The sequence below is a fragment of the Aeromicrobium sp. genome, assembly GCF_047606445.1.
GTDB lineage: Bacteria > Actinomycetota > Actinomycetes > Propionibacteriales > Nocardioidaceae > Aeromicrobium.
Genome location: NZ_JASGEK010000014.1, coordinates 11,855 through 33,470, shown reverse-complemented (window position 1 = coordinate 33,470; position 21,616 = coordinate 11,855). Strand labels below are relative to the sequence as shown.

The window sequence follows — 21,616 nt, the reverse complement described above, 5'->3', positions numbered from 1 at the left end:
GTTATCCACCTCACCGTGGCCATTGGTGGCTCATCCACCCTATGTGCGCTCATAGGGTGGATGAGCCACCGGCGTAGGGGCAAAGGTGGACAACTCACCGCCCCAGGGGTGGCTAGGGTGGACCGGTGCCGCGACTGTCGCAGAGAGCCTGGGGGTGGGTCGGCCCGCTCGGGGTCGCCCTCCTCGCCTTCGTGCTGCGCGTGTGGAACGTCGGCTTTCCGAACCGGCTGCTCTTCGACGAGACCTACTACGCCAAGCACGCGTGGTCGCTGTTGGAGGTCGGCTACGCCCGCGACGCGACCGAGCGCGCCGACGAGCGGATCGCCGACGGCGCCGCGACCGGGCTGTTCACCGACCTGCCGACCCAGGTGGCCCATCCCGAGGGCGGCAAGTGGCTCATCGCGCTCGGCGAGAAGCTCTTCGGGCTCGACGCCTTCGGCTGGCGGATCGCGGCGGTCGTCGTCGGCGCGCTGACCGTGCTCGTGCTCGCCCGCCTGGTGCTGCGGCTGACCGGCTCGGTCTGGCTGGGATGCCTCGCCGGACTCCTGCTGACCTTCGACGGGCTGCACTTCGTCATGTCGCGACTCGCCCTGCTCGACGGCTTCCTCGCCTTCTGGACCGTCTGCGCCGTCGCCTGTCTCGTCGTCGACCGCGACCGGCTCGCCGAACGTCTCGCGGCCGACGGGCGGTGGCGGCCCTGGCGGCCCTGGCAGCTGCTCGCAGGCGTCTGCTTCGGCCTGGCCGTGGCGACGAAGTGGAGCGGCCTGTTCCCGCTGGCGGTCTGCGGACTGCTGGTGGTCGGCTGGGAGCTGTGGCTGCGCCAGGGAGACCGCGACCCCGACACGCCCCGCGTCGCCTGGTGGGCGAAGGCCTTCGTGGTCGTCAGCGCCCCGGCCTTCGTCTGGCTGGTGGTCGTCGCGTTCGTCGTCTACCTCGCGACCTGGACCGGCTGGCTGGCCCACCACGAGGTCTACGCCGCCCGCTTCGACCTCGGCGACGGCAACCGCTTCAGCCAACTGTGGGCCTTCCACCGGCTCAACTGGGACTTCCACACCGGCGACTACCTCGCCGAGCAGACCCACCCCTACCAGTCCGACGCCTGGGGCTGGCCGATCCTGGCCCGACCGGTCGGCGTCGACGCGCAGAACGACCTCCCCGGCACGTTCTGCGGCGCGACCGGCGACGAGACCTGTCTGCGCGTCGTGACCCTGCTGGGCAATCCGATGGTGTGGTGGCTCGGATCGGCGATGGTGATCGTGCTGGCCGCCCTGTGGCTCTGGGAGCGGCGCTGGCGGGCCGGTCTCGTCCTGGCGATGATCGCCGCGCTGTGGCTCCCGTGGTTCCGTTACGACGACCGGCCGATCTTCTCCTTCTACGCCGTGGCGATGCTGCCGTTCATGATCGCGGCGATCTGCCTCGTGGTCCGCGAGGCGTGGGACGCGGCGGGACGACACGGCCGAAGGTTCCTCGTCGGCACGATGGCGGTCTACCTCCTGGCGGTCGTGGTGACGTTCTGGTGGTTCCACCCGATCTGGACCGGCGCGATCCTGCCCCGCTCGGACTGGGAGGCGCGCATGTGGTTCGACGCGTGGATCTAGGGCGTCAGGCCGACGCGCCCTTCAAGGCGAGGCGCAGGATCCAGGCGATGTCGGCGGACGCCTCGCGCGGCGGCTTGGACGGACGGGTGACGGCCGACAGGACCAGCCGCACGACCGCCTCGACCACGACGTCGAGCTCGGCGTCGCTGAGCGGCAGCGGCTGGCCCTTGTCGAGCACGCACTGCTTGACCACCGAGCAGGCGACCTCGACGATCTCGCCGGAGTCGACGGTCAGGATCGCCAACAGGTCCGGCGGGTGGTCGCCGGGCACCGAGCCGACGATGGCGCGCACGAGCATGTTGGTAGCGCCGAGCTCCAGCACGCCCTCGCAGGCCCACTGGATCGCGTCGACCAAGTCGTCACGCTCGTCCATGCGCTCGCGGACGAGGTCGAGGAAGCGGCTCAGCTCGCGCATCGCGAGATGCTCGGCGATGGTCCGTTTGGCGCCGATCTCGTTGTAGACGGTCTGGCGGCTCACCCCGACCTCGTCGGCGATGGCGGCCATCGTGACCTTCGACCATGTGCGCCGTTCCATGAGCGCCAGCGCGGCGTCGAGGAGACGGTCGCGCAGGAGTTCTTGGGTCTCGGCGCGGAAGGTCGCAGGCGTCATTCAGCCGACCTGCACCATCGTGAAGTCGGCCTTCGCGGCCCCGCAGTCGGGGCAGGTCCAGTCGTCGGGGATGTCCTCCCATTTGGTGCCCGGCGGGAAGCCCTCCTCCTCCCAGCCCTGCGCCTCGTCGTAGACGAAGCCGCACTGCAGGCACTCCCACACCTTCATGCCCGGGCCTCCTCGGCGCGCTGCCGGGCGAGCGCCTGCTCGCGGGTCTCGGCACTGATGACGTTGCCGTCCTGGTCGTTGTGCACGAACTCCTCGATGGGCAGGAAGTCGACCTGCTCGCGCACGGCGCAGTCGGGGCAGGTCCAGTCCTCGTCGATCTCGGCGAACGGGGTGCCCGGGGGCCAGCCCTCGCGCGGGTCGCCCTCGTCCTCGCTGTAGACGTACTCGCAGTTCGGACAGATGAACTTCGCCATCAGGCGGCCTCCTCCAACTCGGCGTCGACGGCACCGTACTTCGCGTAGTACTTCGCCTTCTTCGGCGGGTGGACGTTCGCCAGCGTGACGTCGCCGTCGTAGTGGGCGAGCACGCGCTCGTCCATCACCTTGCGCCAGATCGCGGGGATCACGGTGAGCACGATCATGCCCGCGTAGCCGGTGGGCAGCACCGGGGCGTCCTTGAAGTCGCGCAGCGCCTGGTAGCGGCGGGTGGGGTTCGCGTGGTGGTCGGAGTGGCGCTGCAGGTGGTAGAGCAGGACGTTCGTGCCGATGTTGTTGGAGTTCCACGAGTGCGAGGGGTTGACCCGCTCGTAGCGGCCCGAGGGCAGCTTCTGCCGCTTCATGCCGTAGTGCTCGAGGTAGTTGACGGTCTCCAGCAGCCAGATGCCGATGACCGCCTGGAGCACCACGTACGGGAGGATCCGCCAGCCGAAGGCGGCCAGCGCGAAGCCCCACAACAAGACGGTGAACATCCACGCGTTGACGAGGTCGTTCTTGAGGCTGACGGGCGACTTGCCGAGCCGGGCGAAGCGCTTCTTCTCCAGCCCCCACGCGCTCTTGAGGCTGCCGACGACGGTGCGCGGCATGAAGCCCCAGACCGTCTCGCCCAGGCGGCCCGACGCCGGGTCCTCCGGGGTGGCGACGCGCACGTGGTGGCCGCGGTTGTGCTCGATGAAGAAGTGGCCGTAGGCGGTCTGGGCGAGGGCGACGCGGGCGAACCAGCGCTCGTGCTCCTCCTTCTTGTGGCCGAGCTCGTGGGCGGTGTTGATGCCGATGCCGGCCACGATGCCGAGCCCGGTGGCCAGGCCGACCTTGTCGGCCACCGAGAGGTTCTCGGCGATGCCCGGCAGCACGCCGTCGGCGTGGACGTCGATCCCGAAGAACGTGCCGTTGCCGATCACGAGGCAGCCCCAGAGGAAGCCGGCGATCTGCGCGGGGATGAAGGCGTAGGTGACCCAGCGGTAGAAGCGGTCCCCCTCGAGCGCCTCGATCAGCTCGTCGGGCGGGTTGTTCGGGTCGAGGCCGGCGACGAGGTCGACGAGCGGCACGATGACGAACAGGATCACCGGGCCGAACCACCACCAGAAACTCCAGCCGGTGGCGGCGAACGCGCCCCAGATCAGCAACGGGATCAGCGGCATGATCGCGCCCATGATCCACAGGTAACGCTTCTTGTCGGTCCACTCGATCCTCTGACCGTCGACCACGGCTGACACCGTCATATCGCCACTCCTCCTTGAGCCAACTTGACACAACGGTATGACATGTCAAGCGATTCGACAAGACCATGTGACCTGTCAAATACGAGACGGTCGCGGGCCCGCCGGACATCTACTGTCAGAAGGACCCGACACGAGGAGACACGCCGTGGACGACGACGTCGCCGACACCACCCTCATCACGCGCGCCCGCGCGGGCGACCGGGCGGCCTTCGGGTCGCTCTACGACCGGCACGTCCGCCCGGTCTACTGGCAGGCCTACGGGGTGCTCGGCGACCCGGCGGCGGCCGAGGACGTCGCGCAGGAGACCTTCGTGACCGCGTGGCGCAAACTCGGCTCCGTGCCGACCGAGGGGTCGCTGCTGCCGTGGCTGCTCGTCACCGCCCGGTACACGGCGCTCAACGCCCGGCGCGCGGCCCGCCGCCGGGAGCGCCACGGCGCGGGCGAGATCCCCGAGGACCTGCCCGCCGACACCGACGTCGAGCAGACCGCGGCCGACGAGGACGTGCGCGCCGAGATCGACCGCGCCGTCGCCGCGCTACCGGAGGTCGACCGCCGCCTCTACGAGCTGTGCCTGGAGGACGGCCTGACCTACGCCGAGGCCGCCGAACAACTCGGACTCACCCATTCCTCGGTCCGCAACCGGCTCTCTCGCCTGCGGGCCCGGCTCCGCGCCGACCTGATCGCTTTGAAGGAGACAGCATGACCACCACCGAATTCTCCGAGGATCGCGTCGCCGCCCTGCGCACGCGGGTCATGGCCGACGTCGACGCCGACGTGCGCCGCCGAGGACGCCGCGCCCGGCTCGTGGCGAGCGGGGCGGCGGCCCTGGTCGTCGTGGCGGGACTCGGGCTGGGCGCGGCGGTGCTCGGGTCGCCGTCGGACGGCGACGACCCCGTCGCCATCACGGGCGACACCGACACCGGGCGCCAGGAGAGCGAGGACGGCGCGACGCTCGACGTCCAGTCCGAGGCAGCAGCCCCCCAGAGCGCCGAGGCCGCCCAGGTGACGCCCGTCCAGGACGAGGAGGCCCGCTCGGTCATCACCACAGGCTCCGCCGAGGTGGCCGCCGACGACCCGGCTGAGGCGGCCACCGACTTCGGCTCCTGGGCCGAGGGCGAGGGCGGCCTGGTCGACCACCGATCCGACCGCGAGGACCGTTCGGAGCTGACCGTCCGTGTGCCGTCGGCGCAGGTCAACGCCGCCATCGAGGAGTTGCGCGACCTCGGCGAAGTCGCGTCGATCTCACTGGACCATCAGGACGTCACCTCGCAGATCGTCGACCTCGACGCCCGGATCGAGGCGCTCCAGACCTCCGTGGCCCGGCTCACCGACCTCATGGCGAAGGCCGCCACGACCGACGACCTCATGCAGGCCGAGTCGATGCTGACCCAGCGTCAGGCCGAGCTCGACGGTCTCGTGGCCCAGCGCGCCTCGCTCGGCGACCAGGTGGAGCTGTCCTCGCTCGCGGTGACCTTCGTCGAGCCCGACGCCGTGGACGACGAGGACGGCGGCTTCACAGACGGCCTGCGGAAGGGCTGGGACGCCCTCGTGTCGTCCGCCGTCAGCCTGGTCACCGCCCTCGGCGTCATCACCCCTTGGCTCGTCGCCGCCCTCGCGCTCGCCGGCCTGGCCTGGGTCGTGACGCGCCTGCGCCCGCGCCGATGACGCACGAGTATGGCTTGCGGTAGTGATCGCTACCGCAACCCATCATCGTCCGTCCCCCGGGGGACGCAGAATGATGGCTTTGGGTCGTCACCACTGCCCAAACCCATCATCCTGCGTCTCCACGGGTCACCAACTGGACTTGGTGATGCCCGGCAGGTGGCCGGCGTGGGCCTGTTCGCGGAAGCGGATGCGCGACAGGCCGGCCTTGCCGACGAGGCCGCGCGGACGGCCGTCGACCTGGTCGCGTTTGCGCACGCGCACCGGGGAGGAGTCGCGCGGCAGTTTCGCCAGCGCGCGCGAGGCGGCCATGCGCTCCTCCAACGACAAGCTCTGGTCGCGGCTGGCGCGGCGCAGCTCGTCGCGTCGCTCGGCGTAGCGCGCCACGATCTCCTGACGCCGCTTGTTCTGCGCGATCTTGCTCTTCTTCGCCATCAGCGCTCCTCCTTGAAGTCGACGTGGCGCCGCACCACGGGGTCGAATTTGCGCAACACGATCCGGTCGGGGTCGTTGCGGTGGTTCTTGCGCGTCACGTAGGTGTAGCCGGTGCCCGCAGTGGAGCGGAGCTTGACGATCGGCCGGACGTCGTTGCCTCGCTTGGCCATCAGATCTTCTCCCCACGGGCGAGGATCTCGGCGACCACGGCGTCGACGCCGCGCTGGTCGATGGTCTTGATGCCGCGCGCGCTTACGGTCAGCGTGACGTTCCGCCCGAGGCTCGGGACCCAGTACTTCTTCTTCTGCACGTTCACGTCGAAGCGCCGTTTGGTGCGCCGATGCGAGTGCGAGACGTGGTGGCCGAAGCCGGGCGTGGCGCCGGTGACCTGGCAGGTTCTCGACATGAGAAACCTTTCTGTACTATGAGATTCATTCTCAATAAGCATACGCGAGGACTCATGAAGAAGAACCTGCACCCGGACTACCGCCCTGTCGTCTTCCGCGACAAGTCGGCGGGCACGACCCTGCTGACCCGTTCGACGATCACTCCTGAGAGTGACGAGACCGTCGAGATCGACGGCGAGACCTACCCCGTGGTCGACGTCGAGATCTCCAGCGCCAGCCACCCGTTCTGGACCGGCAAGGGCCGCGTGATGGACACCGAGGGCCGCGTCGAGGCCTTCCACCGCCGCTACGGGAAGAAGAGCGCGCCGTGAGCAAGACCCCCGTCATCCTCGTCACCGGCATCGACGACGCCGCGATGGACGCGGCCACGGTCGGCCTGCAGTTCGACCTGCCGCAGGCGGCCGTCATGCGGCACACCCTCGACGTCGGCGAGCAGGTGCTGACCCGTCGGGTGAGCGACCTCGGCGGACTGGTCGAGTCCGAGCACCTGTTCCTCGACCACGCCTGCGTGGCCTGCGCGCTGCGCGAGGACATCGTGCCGACGCTCGAACGGCTCGCCGCGACCGGACGCTGGGGCGCGATCATCGCCCACCTGCCGATGTCGGCCGAGGCGTTGCAGGTCTGCCGGGTGATCGCGATGGACCGCCGCGCCGCGCCTCATGTGCGGGTCAGCGCCGTCGTGCATGCGCTCGACGGGACCACCGCCCAGAACGACCTGCTCGGCGAGGACCTGCTGGTCGAGCGGGGCGCGCACACCAGCGAGGAGGACACCCGGGGCGTGTCCGAGGCGCACTGCGCGCTGGTCGAGTACGCCGACGCGGTGATCGCCGTCGGCGGCCTCGACGAGCCGGAGACCGACCTGGTCGCGGCGCTCGCCCGACCGGGCGCGCTGCTCGTCCCCGACGCGTCCGGCCTCGACCCGGCGCAGCTCACCGCCGACCTGCACCAGCACGCGCGCACCGAGCGCTGGGTCGACGTCGTCCGGCGCGGCCCGCTCCCGCCGCTGGCCTCCGACCACGTGTGGCGGCTCGACCTGCGCTCGCCGCGCCCGCTCCACCCGGGACGACTGCTCGACAGCATCGAGTCGGTCGGCGGCGGTCCGCGGCGCTCGCGCGGCTGCTTCTGGCTGCCCACCCGGCCGGGCACGATCTGTGCGTGGGACGGCGCCGGCGGCCAGTTGAGCATCGGCACCGCCTCACCGTGGGGTCGGGGCGCGCCACTGACCCGCCTCGTCGTGACCGGCATGGACGACGAGCGCGAGGCCGTCGCCGAGGCTTTCCACCGCTGCCTGCTCAGCGATGTGGAGCAGGCCGACCGCGGCATGTACTGGGAGGTCGCCCACGACGGCCTCGAACCCTGGCTCGGCGATATCTCCCGCGCCGCCTGACCCCAACCGAAGGAAAACCATGGCCGTCCCCAAGCGCAAGACCTCGCGCAGCAACACCCGTCACCGCCGGTCGCAGTGGAAGGCCACCGCGACACCGCTCGTGCCCGTCACCGTCGACGGCCGCACCGTCCACGTGCCGCGCCGCCTCGTGAAGGCCGTGTACGCCGGTCACATCGACATCTCGAATCTGCCCGCCATCAGCACCCGGAGGCCCCAGTGAAGGTCCGCAACTCCCTGCGCTCGCTCAAGAACCAGCCCGGCTCCCAGGTGGTCCGCCGCCGCGGCCGCACCTACGTCATCAACAAACGCAACCCCCGCCTCAAGGCCCGTCAGGGCTGAGCGAACGGGTTGACCACGGGAAGGTCGGCGGCCTCGAAGGGGGCGACGTCCCGCGTCGCGACGACAGCGCGGTTCGCCACCGCGATCGCCGCGATCAGCCCGTCCGACTGGCTGATGGCCCGACCCCGTCCACGGGCTCGGGCCATCAGCGACGCGTAGACGACGCTCGCCGGCTCGTCGAACGCCAGAACCCGTTCATGGAACTGCGGCATGAGCCGTTCCTCGAATAACTCCGAGAGACGGTCTCGGCGACGCCCGGCGGGCAACACGGCGATGCCATAACGAACCTCGGCCAGCGTGATCGTCGTCAGATAGAGCTCGTGGGCCAGTTGGTCGTCGATCCACGTGAGCGCCACTTGGTCGGGGTCGGGTCTCATGACCTCGGAGATGACGTTCGAGTCGAGGATGATCACGGCAGGCTCATGGGTTCGGCGGCGTCCTGATCCCGCTCGATCTCGATGCCGACGCCCGCCTCGCGGCCGATCTCGGCCAGCAGCGAGCCGATCCTCACGCGTCCGGTCGACCCGACGGCGGCGTCGAGGATCGCCCGCACCTCCGCCTCGGTGCTGCGCCCGTGCGCCACAGCGCGCTCCTTCAAAGCGCGATGCGTCTCGTCGTTCAAGTTCCGTACGGTGATCGCCGCCATCAGAACCCCCTGATATCAGTTCTAGACTGATGCTATCAAGAGCTTTCGGCCCGTGACCGTCGTGCCGACACCGGGGGAGGAACATGTCCGAAGAGGCAGAGCGGCTTCGTACCGCGTTCGCCGAGCTGACCCGCTGGCAGCGGGTCGAGGTCGACGTCGTGCGCATGGTGGCGGCGGGGCTCGCGATGGCCGTGCCGTTCGCGGCGGGCGTGGCCGCCGACCGGCTGGCCGAGGGGACCATCGCCTCGGTCGGGGCGCTGCTGCTGTCGGGCAGCGGGCTGGCCGGAAGCGTCACGAACCGGATCGTCGACCTCGCCGTGACGCTGCTGGTCTGCGCCGGAGGCGTCGCGCTCGGCACGACGGTGGGCGACGTCTCCGCCGTCGAGGGCGCGGCCTTCGTGGTCGTGGCGATCCTCGCGACCGCCTTCTCCTCGATCCGGCCGAGCGCGGCGAAGGCGGTGACGCTGGCGCAGGTGGCGACGGTGATCGGCGTGACCGTGTCCCAACTCGGGCTGCCGGAGACCGAGGTCGTCGGGCTGTCCGCGTTGGGCGGCCTCGGCGGGTGCGTCCTGACGCTGCTGGCCCACGGCCTGACCCGGCTGATCGTCCGCGGACCCGCCCCGGAACCGGCGCTGCCGCGCTCCTGGCCTGAGGACGCCCGACGCTGGCGGGCCCGTCTGCGGTCGCTGTCGGCCTGGCACTACCCGCTGCGCCTCGGCAGTTGCCTGGCCGTGGCGATGGCCTTCGTCGTGGCGCTGCCGACCGCCCACGCGACGTGGATCCTGCTGACGGTCATCCTCGTGGTGCAGCGCGACCATCGCGCGGCCCTGGTCCGCACGGCGCAGCGCGGCGTCGGCACCGCCCTCGGGATCGTGCTCGGCGCGCTCATGCTGGCGCTGCTGAGCGGGTGGGCGATGGTCGCCGTGGTCGCGGTGATCGGCGCGGTCCGGGGGCATCTGAAGCTCGCGAACTACACCGCCTACTCGCTCGTGATGACGCCGCTCGTGGTCATCATCTTGGGTCTGGCCCACGAGGGGCACACGACCTCGCTCATGGTCGAACGGGTCGCCGACACCCTCCTCGGCTGCCTCATCTCGGTCGTCGTCGGCCATGCGCTCTGGTCGCGCGTCCGGTGGGAGGACGCCGAGCGGGCTTGACCTGAGGCCTGTTCGTGACATGGCGGGCTCATGGACCGCAAGTGCTGAGTTTCATCGCCCTGACGATCTCGATGCTGTTCGGCCGCGACGACGCCTCCTCGTGACACCCGCCCGCCTCCCTCGACGGGTGAGAGGAAGGGTGAGCGGCAGGTGAAATCAGTTCCCCGCCCCAACCGTCCCATCACCCCGATCCGCCTGAGATTCCAGCGAGAATCCCTGACGGCCACCTGCGGGAGCGGGCGTCGAGGCATTTGACGCAGGGGGGGGGCTCATGTCAGGGTCGAACGTCTTTGCTGACGATCCACACGGAAGGAACATCGTGCAGCGCATTGTCACCACCCTCCTCGCCCTCCTGCTGGGGACCGTCGGAGGACTCTTCATCCTCTCCCCCGCCCACGCCGACGCCACCGTCACCATCGAGGACCCAGAGGCCGAAGCCGACGGAACGTACAGGATCGAAGTCGGCGGAACAGTCACAGCGGGCGGCACCGGGGTGCGTGCCAGCGGATACCAATGGGTCATCTACGACCCGGACGGAAACCGCGTCGCCTTCTGCGACATGGCGGCCGACATCTACTGCGATTACGCAGAGTTCGAAGACGACGAGACCACAGTCGTTCCTCGCACTTTCGGAGGCACGGGAACCAGCGTGTTTGACCGAGAGGGCACCTGGAAGATCGTCCTCGACAGCCAGATTGACTTTGAATCCGAGGCCGTGGAAATCGAAGTCGAGCCTGCGGCCGCGGAGCCCACCGGCACCATCGACGCCGACGCCATCACCGTCGACGGCTGCACCCTCACCGTCCCCTTCACCACCGACGACTACACCGGCGACATCACCCTCGCCATCAACTACCCCGACGACGACACCGCCGGACCCACCACCGTCACCGCCGCCCACGACGCCGGAACCGCCGAGATCGCACTCGACCCGGAACGGTTCATCCCCACCGCCACCACCCTCACCCTCGCCACCGCCGACGGAACCGAACTCGACAGCGCGCCCCTCAGCGAAGACCTCGACACCAGCGACTGCCAGACCGCCGTCGAACCCGAGGAACCCACCGACACCGAAGAACCCGACGACACCGACACCACCGACGACGAGGACACCGACACCACCACGACCGACGACGCCGACACCACCACGACAGCCGCCGGAATCCTCCCCAGCACCGGTGCCACCGTCACCGCCGCCCTCGGCCTCCTCGGCCTCCTCGGCGCCGCAGGCGGCACCGTACTCCTCCGCCGACGACGCCATCACGCCTGACACCAGCACCACCAACGACGCGACGCCCGCCCACTTGGCGGGGGCGGGCGTCGCGTCATTCTCCCCGAAGGGCATCGAGAGTGGTGCTCCGTGACCACCTTCACAGCCGCGCGTCGAGAGCGTCGGCCAGGAGGAACAGGCGCAGCAGCGACACGGCGGCGGAGTCGGGGGCGGTGCTCGCGACGGCGGTGGTCAGCGCGGACGTCTCGGTCAGGCCGGCGTCGGCGAGACGGGCGGACAGGTCGGTCAGGCGGCCCAACGCGGCGTGACTCCGGTGGCGGACCCCGCGATGCAGCCACCCCGACAACTCACGCCGCAGCTCGACGATCAACTGGCCATGCGCGGAACGCTCACGCGGCAACGCGGGCGGCAGCACCCTCGACCGATCCGACTCCGCCTCGACCGCCGGGACGACCGCCCGCTCGTCGGTCGCCACCGCCAGCGGCGTCAGCACCGGGACGCCGCCGCGCGTTCGCAGTTCCCCACTGACCAGGCGCACCGCCTCGTCGGCCAGCACAGCGGCGATGGCGTCGACCCCGCCCGGCTCGGCGGTCGTGTGCGTCCACTCCAGGACCACCTGGCCCTGCGGGGTGCGCAACACCGCGTCGAGCCGTTGCGCGGCCGCGTCCCAACCCCACGCCTCCACCGCCTCCACGCCCACGACGACCAGACCGTCGCCCAGGTGGCGCGACCGGACGAACGCGGGCGGGCGGGCGTCCTCCAACGACGGGGCCGGCGTCCACGACCGAGGACCCAACGGATGCGCGGCGGTGCGCCGCCGGTCGGCCGCCACCTCCAGCAGTCCCCAGGCGCGCCGCCTCGCCGCGGCCGTCACCACCTGCGACGCCGCGATCCGGGCGACCGACGAGCCCCACAGACGTCGTTCCCGCACCGGCGTGCCCCCCTCCCACGACCGCTCCACCACCGAGACCTGCCCGGTGTCGGGGTCGAGGAAGAAGATGTGGACCCCCGCTCCGCCCTCCCGCGTCGACCAGCAGCGAGCGCCCAGCGAGATCAGCCGCAGCTGGGCGAGCTCCGCCTCGCCCGGCACGCCGACGCCGAGGATCTCGGCCGACGACGCCCCCTCGGCGGCCGCCGCGTCGAGCCGTGCCACCGCCTCGCCGAGCGCTGTGGCGAGCCGCTGCGGGTCGGCCGCCGTCGAACGCGCCTGCCGGGCGTCCACCTGCCGGGTGATCTCGGCCAGGTCGCCGACCACCCAACTCCATCCCCGCCGTCGCGCCTGCTCGGCGGCACGGCCGAGCAGAGTCCGCACGCCGGCGTCGACCTGGTCGACCCCCGCCAGCACCACCTCCCGGCAGGCGGCGACCACCTCCGCGTCGTCCACCGCGACCGTCGCCGCCTGTCCGATCTGAACGCTCACCGGCTCGGTCACGAGGCCGCCCGCCGCGCGGAAGGCCCACACCGCCAGCGCGACGTGCTCGCATCCGGTGGTCTCCCGGCAGTCGCAGCGCGCATGGGCCAGCGACGCCGACGAGAAGAACTGGACGGTGTTCATCGGCAGCCGGGCGGTCGGCACCCCCTCGGGAACGCTCAACCGGACCGTCATCGCCCCACCCCGTCGGGCGCGGTCGAGGGAACGGGCCGGGACGGCCGCCGCGAGCGCGTCGTCGTCGAAGTCGCCGGGCGTCCACGAGGTCGTCTCCGACTCGGCCTGTTCCTGCGCCTGATACGCCAGCACCAGCGTGACCCGATGGCGGCACCAGCCGCTCGCCACACACGTGCAGGCGGCGTCCTTGACCGGCACGCCCGGCGGCAGCGTCGCGACCACCCCGTCGGCGAACCGCGCGGTGACCGTGTCGTCGTCGGCCACCTCCACCTCGGGCACGCGGCCTGCGTCGAGGTCTTTGCGGGCGCGACGCACGAAGCCCGGATTGGCCAGGGCGGTCAACGCCTCGACGCTGAGGTCGAGCAGGTCGCGGCGGCTCATCGGCGCACCTTCTCGGCCAGCCAGACCGCGAGCTGCCCGGGCGTCATCGCGGCGACCTCGGCCCCGGCGTCGACCAGACGTCGGGCCGTCTCGTGGTCGTAGACGGGCTCGGCCTGACGGTCGAGCGCGGCCAGGCCCAGCACGACCGTGCCGTCGGCGACGAGCTGCCGCACCCGCCGCACCAGCAGTCCGGCGTCGCCGCCCTCGTAGAAGTCCGAGACGACCACGACGACGGACCGGTCGGCGCGGGTCACCTGGTCCTGAGCCCAGCCGACCGCGCGGGCGATGTCGGTGCCGCCGCCGAGCTGGACCTTCATCAGCAGTTCGACCGGGTCGACCACGTCGCTGGTGAGGTCGACCACCTCGGTGTCGAAGGTCGCCAGCCGGGTGTCCATGCCCGGCAGCCGCCAGAGGCAGCTGGCCAGCACGGCCGAGTGGATCACCGAGTCGGCCATCGACCCGGACTGGTCGACCAGCAGCACGATCCGCCAGCGGTCGGTGTGACGGCGGGTGCGGCTGACGAACAGCGGTCGGTCGACGTACAGCTTCGCCCGGTCGGGGTCCCACCGGCCCAAGTTCGCGCGGACAGTGCCCCGGAAGTCGAAGTTGCGGGCGACCGGGACCGGCGAGCGGCGGCGCGGGTCGAGCGTGCCGGAGAAGGCCTGGCGGACCTCGGTCGTCAACTCGTCGAGGATGCGCTCGACCACCTGCGCCACGATGCGCCGGGCCGCCGCCAGCACCTCGGAGTTCATCAGGTGTTTGGTCTGCAACACCGACCGCAACAGCGACTCCGACGGCTCGATCCGTTCCAGCACGTCGATCCGGGTGACCACCTCGGTGATGCCGAAACGCTCGACGGCGTCGGTCTCGACCCGCTCGATCACCTCGGCGGGGAACAGACGGTGGACGCTGTCGATCCAGTCGGGCACCGTCAGGCGGGAGGCCCCCGAGCCGCCGGAACGCTCGCCGCGCGCGAGCCGGTCGGGGTCGCGTCCGTAGAGCCAGTCGAGCGCGGCGTCGGCGGCGGCCAGGTCGCCGTCGAGGACGCCGAGACTCGGGTCGGCGGCCTCGCCGAGCAGCAGCCGCCAGCGGCGCAACGGCTCGGGGACGCGCAACGGATCAGTGCTCATCGCCGTTCCTCCAGACGCCCCAGCGGCGCAGTTCGGCGACCACCTGTCGTTCGACGTCCGCCGCCGCTGCCGTGGCGACCGGGTCGAAGCGGGCGGGCGCGGTGAGCACGCGCGTCGACAGCCCTTCGCCGTCGTGCAGACCCAGCACCTGACCGGCGAGGTCGCCGCGTTCACGGGGCGGCAGCCAGGCGAAGGCGCCGCGCAGCGAAGGCAGCGCCCCGACGAACTCGGCGTCCTCGAAGGCGGTGACCAGCCGGTCGAGCCCCGCCACGAAACGCGGGTCGGACACCAACACCTCGCGCGCGAGCGCGAGCAGTCCGGCGAGGGCGTCGCCGAGCCGGGCGGCTCCCAAGGCGTCGAGCAGGCTCAGCGGGTCGGCGGCCACCGGGGCGTCGAGGCTGATGAGCGCGCCCAGCGCAGCGCCTCGGCTCACCGGGGCGGCGGTGCCGTCGAGCGCCTTGCGGGACAGCACGGCGACGATCCGGTCCGGCGGCACCGTCAGACCAACGGCCCGGTCAGCCCGGATCAGCAGGACCGCGTCACGCAGCCCGACGACCGCCCCGAGGTGTCGGTCGACCTCGGCCGCAGGCACGGCGGCCGCAGGCTCGAACAGCCATACGGCGCGGTCGACGATCGCGTCCACCGTCTCGACCACGGCCGGCAGCGACACGGCGCCCACTGCCTCGGGACGTCGCGCCAACGGGGCGAGCACCCGCAAGGCCTCGCCCAGCGCGCCGAGGTCGCGTTCGGCGCGCACCCGCTCGCGGAGGGTGGCGAGCACCGGCGCGGCCACCGAGGTCAGCCCCGCCCAGACGGCCTGGTCGAGGGCGCGGGCGAGCGCGGCCACGTCGCCGCCCCTCGACGTCACGTCGTCGCTCCACCGGGCGCGGGCCGCCTCGACCAGCGTGCCGCCCCAGGCGCCCGCCTCGATCAGGGCGCCCAGACGGCGCGGCGAGTCGGCCAGCCGCCACGTCTCGGTCCACGAGTCGTCGGCGCCGCCGAGCGTGAGCGCCGGTCCGGCGACCCGCTCGACGCCGGGAATCCGCAGAATCCGCAGCCGGTGCAGCACGCGGCTGCGCTCCCGGTCGGCGGCCCCGTCGAGCAGGTCGAGCCGGACGGTCCCGGCGACGGGAAGCTCGCAGGCTGCTAACTCGTCGGCCACCGCCTCGACCAACGGCGGCAGCGGCGTGCCGGGGGCGAGCCGGCCGGTCGCGTCGCCGGAGGCGGCGCCCATGACCTCGACCAGCACCGGGTCGGTGCCCGGTCGGATCGGCCCGCGATAGGTCCACGGCAGCGGCGCGTCGAGCGCCTCGCTCACCCATCCGGCCGCCATCGCGTCACACCAGTCGACCCGCAGCGGAGTGTCGTGGCCGCGCAGCCGGGCGAGCCCGTGGGCGTGGGTGTGCACCGCCTGCACGGTCGCGGTGGAGGCCGGGAGGTTCCGCGCGCGCAGCCGGTTCCGCACCTCTTCGAGCAGGCGCAGCCCGGCCTGCTCCGGTCCACTCTCCCACAGCCACTGGTAGTAGGCCGGGGACGGCATGCCCGAGGCGTAGCCGGTGAAGGAGTCGAGGCGTTTGAAGCTGTAGGGCACGAGGAACGAGCCGAAGCGCACCTCGTCTCGGTCGTGGTCGGGCGGCAACGGCGTCGGCGGCGCGACCGCCTCGACCTCTCGCCACCGGCGGCGCAGCGCGGGCGCGTGGAAGCCGCCGCAGACCACCAGCACCGGACCCTCGCACGTGCCCGTCGCCCAGGCGATCCACCGCGCCATCTGCTCCTCGCGCGCGACGTTGCCCAGCGAGCCGGGCGTGTCGCCGCGCAGCGCGTCGAACCACTGGTCGAGGCGGGGGCCGATCTCGTCGACCCGCGTCTGCGACTCGAAGAGGTGGTCCCACAGCACGTCGCCGTCGTCGACGCCGACCCGCGCGGCGACCGCCTCGGTGTAGGCGCGGGCCTGCCGCTCCTCCTCGTCGTCGGCCGCGTCGCCGTAGCGGTGGTCGAGGTCGGCGAAGGCCTCGTGCCAGGCGGGCAGGTCGATGAACCTGACCCGGGCGCCGACCTCCCGCCCGGCGAGCATGGCCTGCCACTCCGGCGAGTGCTCGGCGAACGGCGTCCACGAGGCGCGATGGACATCGGGTGTGGACAGGTAGCTGTAGAGCGCGACGGGCAGCTGGTGGCCGAGGTGGAACTCCTCGATCCGGTCGTTGACGTCGGCCGGACCCTCGATCAGCACGTGCGCCGGACGCAGCGCGACGATCGTGTCGCGCACCAGCCGCGCGCAGGTCGGCGAGTGGTGCCGGACGCCGACGACGACCGGCTCGGACACGGTCACGGCAGCCGCTCGCGCGCCTCGTGATAGGCGCGCCAATGCTCGCCGGAGCGGCCAGCCACGGTCTGCTCGAAGTAGCGGCGCAGCTTCGCCCGGTCGTCGGCGTCGTCTTTGACCACCGTGCCGACGATGGAGTCGACGAGGTCGGCGGGCGTGCCCTCGCGCTGGTCGAGATACCAGGCGCGCACCCCCACCGCGTGCGCGACGTTGACCGCCTCGGCCGTCGACATGACCGCGCTCAGCCCGTCGGCGTCGGCCTTCGCCGCGCCGCCGCGCCGCAGGTCGCGGAAGGTGGTGACCAGCAGTTCCAGCACCGGCTCGGGAACCGTGACCGGGATGCCGCTGCGCTCCAAGAGCCGGGTCGACGCCGACGCCACCAGCTCCAGCTCGGCGGCGAAGTCGAGGATCGGGAAGACCGTCTCGAAGTCGAAGCGCCGTTTGAGCGCGGCGCTCATCTCGTTGACGCCCCGGTCGCGGGTGTTGGCGGTGGCGATGAGGTTGAAGCCGTCGCGGGCGTAGAGCATGCCCTGGTCGCCGTCGAGCTCCGGGATCGCCATCACGCGGTCCGACAGCATGCCGAGCAGGCTGTCCTGCACCTCGACCGGCGCGCGGGTGATCTCCTCGAAGCGGACGACCTTGCCCTGCGTCATGCCGGTGTGCAGGGGCGCGGGCACGAGCGCGCGCGGGCTCGGCCCCTCGTTGATGAGCAGCGCGTAGTTCCAGGAGTATGTGATCTGGTCCTCGGTGATCGACGCGCCGCCCTGGATGGTGAGCGTGGACAGGCCGCTGACCGCTGTGGCCAGCAGCTCCGACAGCAGCGACTTCGCGGTGCCCGGCTCGCCGACCAGCATGAGCCCGCGTCCGGTCGCCAGGGTGACCAGCATGCGCTCGACCGCCGCGTTCGGCGCGACGATCTTGCGGGTCGCGCCGAGCCGGTCGTCGCCCAGCACGAAGGCCCGCGCCGCCCGCAGGCTCAGCGTCCAGCCGGGCGGTCTCGGGTCGGTGTCGGCTGCGGCGAGCGCGGCCAGCTCGTCGGCGTGCAGGATCTCCGCCGGGGGACGCTGCAACGCCTGCTCAGCCACGCAGACCCTCCAGGTCGCGGACCAGCTCGCTGATCGCGATGGGCGAGAGCGTGCTGAGCGGCTTCGGCTCCTTGACCTCGCCCCACCAGCTCGGGTCGCCCGCCTGCACGGCGGTGACCGTCTGCTCGGGCGCGTCGTCGAGATAGCCGGTGAACAGGCCGGGGTCGAGCTGGGCGACGATCGACAGCCCCGGTCCGAGGGGCTTCTCGACGTAGCCGGCGACCCCGCCGTCGGCGGGCGTGCCGCGCTGCCAGCCCCGGTTGGTCAGGCCGAGCACCTTGCCGACGGGGACCGCCTGGTCGGCCCAGCGGGTCAGGCTCGTCGCGGCCAGCTCCTCGTCGGTCAGCGTGAAGCTCTCGCGCGACAGCTGGTCGAAGGGCTGCAACAGCTCGTAGTCGGTGAACAGCTGACCGAAGGCGGCCGCCACCGCGTCGGGGATCTCCAACGGGTGCGGGATGCCGACCACGACGTCGTCGCCGAGGGTGATCGGCTCGTCGTCGGCGTCGGTGCGCTCGCCGTCCTCGGCCACCCGGAAGAAGGTCACCGGCCGGTCGTCCGCGTCATAGGCCGCCCAGACGACACGGTGGACGAGGTGCCGGACGAGCGGATGCCCGGCGAGGAAGGTGTCGAAGGTCGCCAGCGGCCAGCGGCGCTGCACGCACATCGCGACCTCCAGCCGCAGCACCTGTTGCGAGGCCACCGCGCGGGCGTCCTTCTTCAGCGCGCGCCAGGTGGCGGTGGCGGCCTTCGACAGCTCGGCGTCGTCGCTCTGCCGCGGTTTCGGCAGCTCCTTCAACCGGGCCCCCTCGCCGTCACGCACGAAGGGTTTGAGCGCCTCGTCGAAACCGACCGTGAAGCAGCGCGGACCGAAGTCGAGCGTCATCGTGCCGCTCTCGGACAGTCCCAGGTCGGGCGCCAGCCGGTCCTCCAACTCCTCGGTCGTGAGGCCCCGCTGCTCGGCGATCTGGTCGATCCGCTCGCGGGCGGCGTTCTGCAGCGCCTTGAACTTGACCTTCGTGGCGATGCCGTTGAGCTGCATCAACGCGAGGTCGGTGCCGATGCCGGCGAGCACCGACAGGCCGGTGACGGCGCGCTTGTGCTGGGACTCCCCCGGCCAGGCCCGCAGGTACGGGGTGATCCGCCGCGCGGTCTCGTCGTCGCCGAGGAATCCGAGCGAGGTCATCGCCCAGGCGTCCTTGGCGACGCCGCCGGCGGCGAGCCAGGTCGAGAACAGGTCCCAGCCGAACTCGGCCAGCGAGGCGCGGTCGCACGCCTCGACGACCTGCGCGATCCCCGGATAGACCTGGTCGTCGACCACCGGGAACATCAGCATCGTGCCGAGATAGTCGACTGCCGCGAGCGGCAGCGCCTTCCCGTCGGCCAGACGGGGCCGCGACCACCCGGCCGGCGCCCACCACGCCGGCAGCTTGGGCAGCCTCGTGGGGAAGTTCTCCGTGTCGTCGGCGTCGAGCATGGCCTGGACCGCCGTCAGCACGTCGTCGCGCCCGTACCGGCGCGCCACGTCGAGGATCGCCTCGCGGTGGTCGGCGCCGAGTCGCTGCAACGCGGCCCGCGCGGCGTCGCGGGCCGCGCCGTGCTTGCCGAGCGCGGGCGCGATGAGACCGGCGGCGGCGTAGTCGGGGTGGGCGAGCAGCCACGCGAGCGCGTCCTCGCGCACGGTCTTGAGCTGATGGAACGCCCGCGCCATGAGCGGCGCCAGCTCGACAGAGCCGAAGGGCAGCGCGGTGGCGAGCTCGTCGGCGGGGCGGCGTCGGATCACCCGCGCCAACCCCGGCAGCGCCGCGACGCCGCGACGCGCGACGACCGGCTTCACGTCGTAGTCGTCCTCGGCCGTTCCCGCCAACAGGTTCCACACCTCCAGACCGAGATCCGGCCGGACCTTGTCGAGCACCGGCGCGGCCTGTTCGACGAGCAGGAAGCTGCGGACCACCGCCGAGCTGTACCGGTTCTCCGCCTTCTGCGCCGCCGCCCACTCGCCGAACGCGGAGGCCGCGGCTTGCGCGTCGCCGACCGCGAACGCGTCGGCCATCGCCGTCACCTGGTCGGCCCCGACCTGCTTGTCCTGCCAGCTGTAACGAGACTCGCACAGCGCTTGCGCGACCGCCTCGACGTTCTTCAGCGTGCCGTGGGCGACCGCCCACGCCTTGGTCGCGAGCCACTGCTCGCGCTGGCCCGCCGCCCAGCGCTCGACCGGCTCCCAGGGCAGCGGGTCGATGAGGATCGGCTTCTCCCGGGGACGCTTCTCCAACCACGGCGGCGCGGCGAGCACGCGCGGAAGCTCCTCGTCGGACGCCTCGTCGACGTCGGCCGAGAACCGGACGAGCAGGCCGTCGAGCACTGCGGCGGCAGCCGGGGAGACCCAGTCGCGGACCAGGTCGACGCGGCCGGGCTCCTCGGCGACGAGCGGTGTGAGGGCGGCACGGGCCACCGACTCGGACCGCCCGCCCGACGCCGCCGCGACGGCGAGCCCGGCGGTCGCGGCCACCGGCCAGCGGCGGACCGCCTCGTTGAGCCGGGCCATCGCGTCCTTGCCGCTGTGCGCCGCCGCGACCAGGTGGCCGACGGCCTCGGGCGTGCCGATGCGGACCAGCGCGGCGCCGGTCGTCTCGACGTCGGCGTAGGGCGCGAGCCAGGCGACCGCGCCGCTGCCCTTCTCGAGGACCATCGCGTGGACGAGCCCGGAGTCGGCGCCGAGCCGCCAGTAGTCCTCGACCTTGACGCGCGCCGCGACCTGCGCGAGGTCGAGGGTGCTGGCCGTGGCTTGCAGCCAGTGCAGCCAGGTGGGCTTGTCCGCGCCGTGCGTCGCGATCAGCTCGTCGGTGAGTTCGGGAAGGTCGGGCACCGCCAGCGCCAGGCCCGCCTGCCGGAAGGGCGTCAGGCTCGGCCACGCCTCGCGCACCAGCCGGACGGCCGCCTCGTAGTCGGCCTCGTCGGCCGCCGCCAGCACGTGGCGCAACATCGACTCGGCGTCGCCGAGCGGATTGCGATGCTCGCCGCGATAGGGCGTGTCGCCGAGGTCGAACGACACCGTCGCCGGCTCGCCCTTCGTGCGGCTCCACCTGACGTTCGGCGTGTAGCGGTAGCTCGCGATCAGGGCCCGCGTCGCCTCGACCGCCCCGAAGCGCTCCACGACCCGCCTCATGGTGAAGCCGGCTCCCAGCCGAGCGGCCGTTCCGAGCACGAGCGCGCCGACCGCGCCGTCGGGGGTGAGCGCGTCGATCGTCTCGGCGGCGACCCCGGCCCGCAGCACCTCGTGCGCCTCCGACGGCGTGGCCGCCAGGTCGGCGACGACCGTCCGCCCTAGGCCGAAGCCGTGGGGCGGATGGTCGACCACTCCCGGAAGCGGCCGGGGATGGGCGCGCGTCGGATAGGCGAGCTCGCGGAACTGGTCGTCGAGGTCGACGGGGTCGCCGCCGTCCAGCCACGGCGGGACGCCACCGGGCGTGTCCTCGACCGCCGACGGCTCTGGGTCGACGACCGGCTTCGGCGCGGGAGCCGCCGCGGCGGCCGGCGCCTCGGTCTCCTCGGCCGCGACCTCGACGTAGCCCTTCTTGGTCTTCTGGTCGATCAGCTTGCGCGCCTCCGCCTCGGCGGCCGCCGCGCTGGCTGACTCCTTAGTCTTGGTCTGGCCGTTCGTGCCGATCCGCCCCCACCGCGTGGTGACATCGGCTCCGTCGACGCACACCTGCCAGAACTTCGCCGAGGTGCCCTCGACCAACTCGAATCGCCGCATGTCCACCCTCCCGATCATCGCCGTCCGCGCCAGGCTAACCCGGCCGAGTGACAGTTTCGGGACGACGGGGCGTCGACGCGGGAAAGCCCGACGGAGACCGCTCCGCCGAGCCTTCGTCACCTCCTCACCAGAGCCTCCGGAAGCCGTAGCCCCTCCCGACCCGGACAAGCGCCGTGCCGAGCAACACAGCGAGCACGCC

The 21,616-nt window shown here is 72.0% G+C and carries 23 protein-coding genes; 9 read left to right on the top strand and 14 right to left on the bottom strand.

What is annotated here, in order from left to right; genetic code table 11:
* Positions 1–125 precede the first annotated feature (125 nt).
* Positions 126–1,598, top strand: a complete 1,473-nt coding sequence (locus QM621_RS03930) for a dolichyl-phosphate-mannose--protein mannosyltransferase (protein ID WP_414989053.1) — start codon at positions 126–128, stop codon at positions 1,596–1,598.
* Positions 1,599–1,602: 4 nt separating this feature from the next.
* On the opposite strand, the gene QM621_RS03925 is transcribed toward QM621_RS03930, so the two are convergent.
* From QM621_RS03925 to QM621_RS03910, 4 genes are read right to left on the bottom strand one after another with little or no spacing between them, the layout of a single operon-like run.
* Positions 1,603–2,208: a TetR family transcriptional regulator gene (locus tag QM621_RS03925; RefSeq protein WP_414989052.1), complete on the bottom strand. Its 606-nt coding sequence runs from the start codon at positions 2,206–2,208 to the stop codon at positions 1,603–1,605.
* Positions 2,209–2,376 (bottom strand): rubredoxin, encoded by a 168-nt coding sequence (locus QM621_RS03920; protein ID WP_414989051.1) that lies wholly within the window; start codon positions 2,374–2,376, stop codon positions 2,209–2,211.
* Positions 2,373–2,630 (bottom strand): rubredoxin, encoded by a 258-nt coding sequence (locus tag QM621_RS03915; RefSeq protein WP_414989050.1) that lies wholly within the window; start codon positions 2,628–2,630, stop codon positions 2,373–2,375. The genes QM621_RS03920 and QM621_RS03915 overlap by 4 nt, the downstream gene beginning before the upstream one ends.
* On the bottom strand, positions 2,630–3,874 hold the full coding sequence (locus tag QM621_RS03910; protein WP_414989049.1) for an alkane 1-monooxygenase: 1,245 nt from the start codon (positions 3,872–3,874) through the stop codon (positions 2,630–2,632). Before QM621_RS03910 ends, QM621_RS03915 begins: the two co-directional genes overlap by 1 nt.
* Before the next feature lie 145 nt (positions 3,875–4,019).
* On the opposite strand from QM621_RS03910, the gene QM621_RS03905 reads away from it, so the two are divergent.
* On the top strand, positions 4,020–4,577 hold the full coding sequence (locus QM621_RS03905) for an RNA polymerase sigma factor (protein ID WP_414989048.1): 558 nt from the start codon (positions 4,020–4,022) through the stop codon (positions 4,575–4,577).
* Positions 4,574–5,539 carry a DUF4349 domain-containing protein gene (locus QM621_RS03900; protein WP_414989047.1) on the top strand — a complete coding sequence of 322 codons (966 nt, stop codon included), beginning with the start codon at positions 4,574–4,576 and terminating at the stop codon, positions 5,537–5,539. Before QM621_RS03905 ends, QM621_RS03900 begins: the two co-directional genes overlap by 4 nt.
* 126 nt (positions 5,540–5,665) lie before the next feature.
* Here the strand turns inward: QM621_RS03900 and rpsN are convergent, their stop codons facing one another.
* Genes rpsN through rpmB form a run of 3 tightly spaced genes read right to left on the bottom strand, consistent with a single transcriptional unit; the run spans position 5,666 to position 6,377 of the window.
* Positions 5,666–5,971: a 30S ribosomal protein S14 gene (rpsN, locus tag QM621_RS03895; RefSeq protein ID WP_414989046.1), complete on the bottom strand. Its 306-nt coding sequence runs from the start codon at positions 5,969–5,971 to the stop codon at positions 5,666–5,668.
* Positions 5,971–6,141 carry a 50S ribosomal protein L33 gene (rpmG, locus tag QM621_RS03890; protein WP_414989045.1) on the bottom strand — a complete coding sequence of 57 codons (171 nt, stop codon included), beginning with the start codon at positions 6,139–6,141 and terminating at the stop codon, positions 5,971–5,973. Before rpmG ends, rpsN begins: the two co-directional genes overlap by 1 nt.
* Positions 6,141–6,377: a 50S ribosomal protein L28 gene (gene rpmB / locus QM621_RS03885; protein ID WP_414989044.1), complete on the bottom strand. Its 237-nt coding sequence runs from the start codon at positions 6,375–6,377 to the stop codon at positions 6,141–6,143. Before rpmB ends, rpmG begins: the two co-directional genes overlap by 1 nt.
* 54 nt (positions 6,378–6,431) lie before the next feature.
* Here rpmB and QM621_RS03880 point away from each other — a divergent pair, with 54 nt between their 5' ends.
* The 4 genes from QM621_RS03880 to ykgO are packed head-to-tail and all read left to right on the top strand — an operon-like array spanning position 6,432 to position 8,104.
* Entirely contained in the window at positions 6,432–6,689 is a 258-nt protein-coding gene (locus QM621_RS03880) for a type B 50S ribosomal protein L31 (RefSeq protein ID WP_414989043.1), read from the top strand.
* A complete protein-coding gene (locus QM621_RS03875; protein ID WP_414989042.1) occupies positions 6,686–7,765 on the top strand; it encodes a GTP-binding protein in 1,080 nt (359 codons plus the stop codon). The genes QM621_RS03880 and QM621_RS03875 overlap by 4 nt, the downstream gene beginning before the upstream one ends.
* A 19-nt stretch (positions 7,766–7,784) precedes the next feature.
* Positions 7,785–7,985 carry a 50S ribosomal protein L32 gene (rpmF, locus tag QM621_RS03870; protein ID WP_414989041.1) on the top strand — a complete coding sequence of 67 codons (201 nt, stop codon included), beginning with the start codon at positions 7,785–7,787 and terminating at the stop codon, positions 7,983–7,985.
* Complete coding sequence (ykgO, locus tag QM621_RS03865; protein ID WP_414989040.1) at positions 7,982–8,104, top strand: type B 50S ribosomal protein L36; 123 nt, start codon at positions 7,982–7,984, stop codon at positions 8,102–8,104. The genes rpmF and ykgO overlap by 4 nt, the downstream gene beginning before the upstream one ends.
* On the opposite strand, the gene QM621_RS03860 is transcribed toward ykgO, so the two are convergent.
* Positions 8,095–8,517 (bottom strand): type II toxin-antitoxin system VapC family toxin, encoded by a 423-nt coding sequence (locus QM621_RS03860; protein WP_414989039.1) that lies wholly within the window; start codon positions 8,515–8,517, stop codon positions 8,095–8,097. The genes ykgO and QM621_RS03860 overlap by 10 nt on opposite strands.
* Complete coding sequence (locus QM621_RS03855) at positions 8,514–8,750, bottom strand: FitA-like ribbon-helix-helix domain-containing protein (RefSeq protein WP_414989038.1); 237 nt, start codon at positions 8,748–8,750, stop codon at positions 8,514–8,516. Before QM621_RS03855 ends, QM621_RS03860 begins: the two co-directional genes overlap by 4 nt.
* A gap of 83 nt (positions 8,751–8,833) precedes the next feature.
* On the opposite strand from QM621_RS03855, the gene QM621_RS03850 reads away from it, so the two are divergent.
* Positions 8,834–9,907 (top strand): FUSC family protein, encoded by a 1,074-nt coding sequence (locus QM621_RS03850; RefSeq protein WP_414989037.1) that lies wholly within the window; start codon positions 8,834–8,836, stop codon positions 9,905–9,907.
* Between the two features lie 271 nt (positions 9,908–10,178).
* A complete protein-coding gene (locus tag QM621_RS03845; protein WP_414989036.1) occupies positions 10,179–11,177 on the top strand; it encodes an LPXTG cell wall anchor domain-containing protein in 999 nt (332 codons plus the stop codon).
* Between the two features lie 100 nt (positions 11,178–11,277).
* On the opposite strand, the gene QM621_RS03840 is transcribed toward QM621_RS03845, so the two are convergent.
* The 5 genes from QM621_RS03840 to QM621_RS03820 are packed head-to-tail and all read right to left on the bottom strand — an operon-like array spanning position 11,278 to position 21,417.
* Complete coding sequence (locus QM621_RS03840; protein WP_414989035.1) at positions 11,278–13,125, bottom strand: hypothetical protein; 1,848 nt, start codon at positions 13,123–13,125, stop codon at positions 11,278–11,280.
* Positions 13,122–14,255 carry a VWA domain-containing protein gene (locus QM621_RS03835; protein ID WP_414989034.1) on the bottom strand — a complete coding sequence of 378 codons (1,134 nt, stop codon included), beginning with the start codon at positions 14,253–14,255 and terminating at the stop codon, positions 13,122–13,124. Before QM621_RS03835 ends, QM621_RS03840 begins: the two co-directional genes overlap by 4 nt.
* The gene (locus tag QM621_RS03830; RefSeq protein WP_414989033.1) at positions 14,245–16,584 is read right to left on the bottom strand and encodes a DUF5682 family protein; all 2,340 of its coding nucleotides are present in this window, start codon (positions 16,582–16,584) and stop codon (positions 14,245–14,247) included. The genes QM621_RS03835 and QM621_RS03830 overlap by 11 nt, the downstream gene beginning before the upstream one ends.
* Positions 16,581–17,663, bottom strand: coding sequence for an ATP-binding protein (locus QM621_RS03825; protein WP_414989032.1), 1,083 nt, complete (start codon positions 17,661–17,663; stop codon positions 16,581–16,583). Before QM621_RS03825 ends, QM621_RS03830 begins: the two co-directional genes overlap by 4 nt.
* Positions 17,656–21,417, bottom strand: coding sequence for a DUF4132 domain-containing protein (locus QM621_RS03820; protein ID WP_414989031.1), 3,762 nt, complete (start codon positions 21,415–21,417; stop codon positions 17,656–17,658). Before QM621_RS03820 ends, QM621_RS03825 begins: the two co-directional genes overlap by 8 nt.
* Positions 21,418–21,616 lie beyond the last annotated feature (199 nt).

Coding starts and splice junctions, on each gene's coding strand:
- QM621_RS03820 (WP_414989031.1), bottom strand. CDS start 21,417: ATGCGGCGATTCGAGTTGGTCGAGGGCACCTCGGCGAAGTTCTGGCAG.
- QM621_RS03845 (WP_414989036.1), top strand. CDS start 10,179: ATGTCAGGGTCGAACGTCTTTGCTGACGATCCACACGGAAGGAACATC.
- QM621_RS03915 (WP_414989050.1), bottom strand. CDS start 2,630: ATGGCGAAGTTCATCTGTCCGAACTGCGAGTACGTCTACAGCGAGGAC.
- QM621_RS03920 (WP_414989051.1), bottom strand. CDS start 2,376: ATGAAGGTGTGGGAGTGCCTGCAGTGCGGCTTCGTCTACGACGAGGCG.
- rpmF (WP_414989041.1), top strand. CDS start 7,785: ATGGCCGTCCCCAAGCGCAAGACCTCGCGCAGCAACACCCGTCACCGC.
- QM621_RS03855 (WP_414989038.1), bottom strand. CDS start 8,750: ATGGCGGCGATCACCGTACGGAACTTGAACGACGAGACGCATCGCGCT.
- QM621_RS03900 (WP_414989047.1), top strand. CDS start 4,574: ATGACCACCACCGAATTCTCCGAGGATCGCGTCGCCGCCCTGCGCACG.
- QM621_RS03835 (WP_414989034.1), bottom strand. CDS start 14,255: ATGAGCACTGATCCGTTGCGCGTCCCCGAGCCGTTGCGCCGCTGGCGG.
- rpsN (WP_414989046.1), bottom strand. CDS start 5,971: ATGGCGAAGAAGAGCAAGATCGCGCAGAACAAGCGGCGTCAGGAGATC.
- rpmG (WP_414989045.1), bottom strand. CDS start 6,141: ATGGCCAAGCGAGGCAACGACGTCCGGCCGATCGTCAAGCTCCGCTCC.
- rpmB (WP_414989044.1), bottom strand. CDS start 6,377: ATGTCGAGAACCTGCCAGGTCACCGGCGCCACGCCCGGCTTCGGCCAC.
- QM621_RS03910 (WP_414989049.1), bottom strand. CDS start 3,874: ATGACGGTGTCAGCCGTGGTCGACGGTCAGAGGATCGAGTGGACCGAC.
- QM621_RS03925 (WP_414989052.1), bottom strand. CDS start 2,208: ATGACGCCTGCGACCTTCCGCGCCGAGACCCAAGAACTCCTGCGCGAC.
- QM621_RS03850 (WP_414989037.1), top strand. CDS start 8,834: ATGTCCGAAGAGGCAGAGCGGCTTCGTACCGCGTTCGCCGAGCTGACC.
- QM621_RS03840 (WP_414989035.1), bottom strand. CDS start 13,125: ATGAGCCGCCGCGACCTGCTCGACCTCAGCGTCGAGGCGTTGACCGCC.
- QM621_RS03880 (WP_414989043.1), top strand. CDS start 6,432: ATGAAGAAGAACCTGCACCCGGACTACCGCCCTGTCGTCTTCCGCGAC.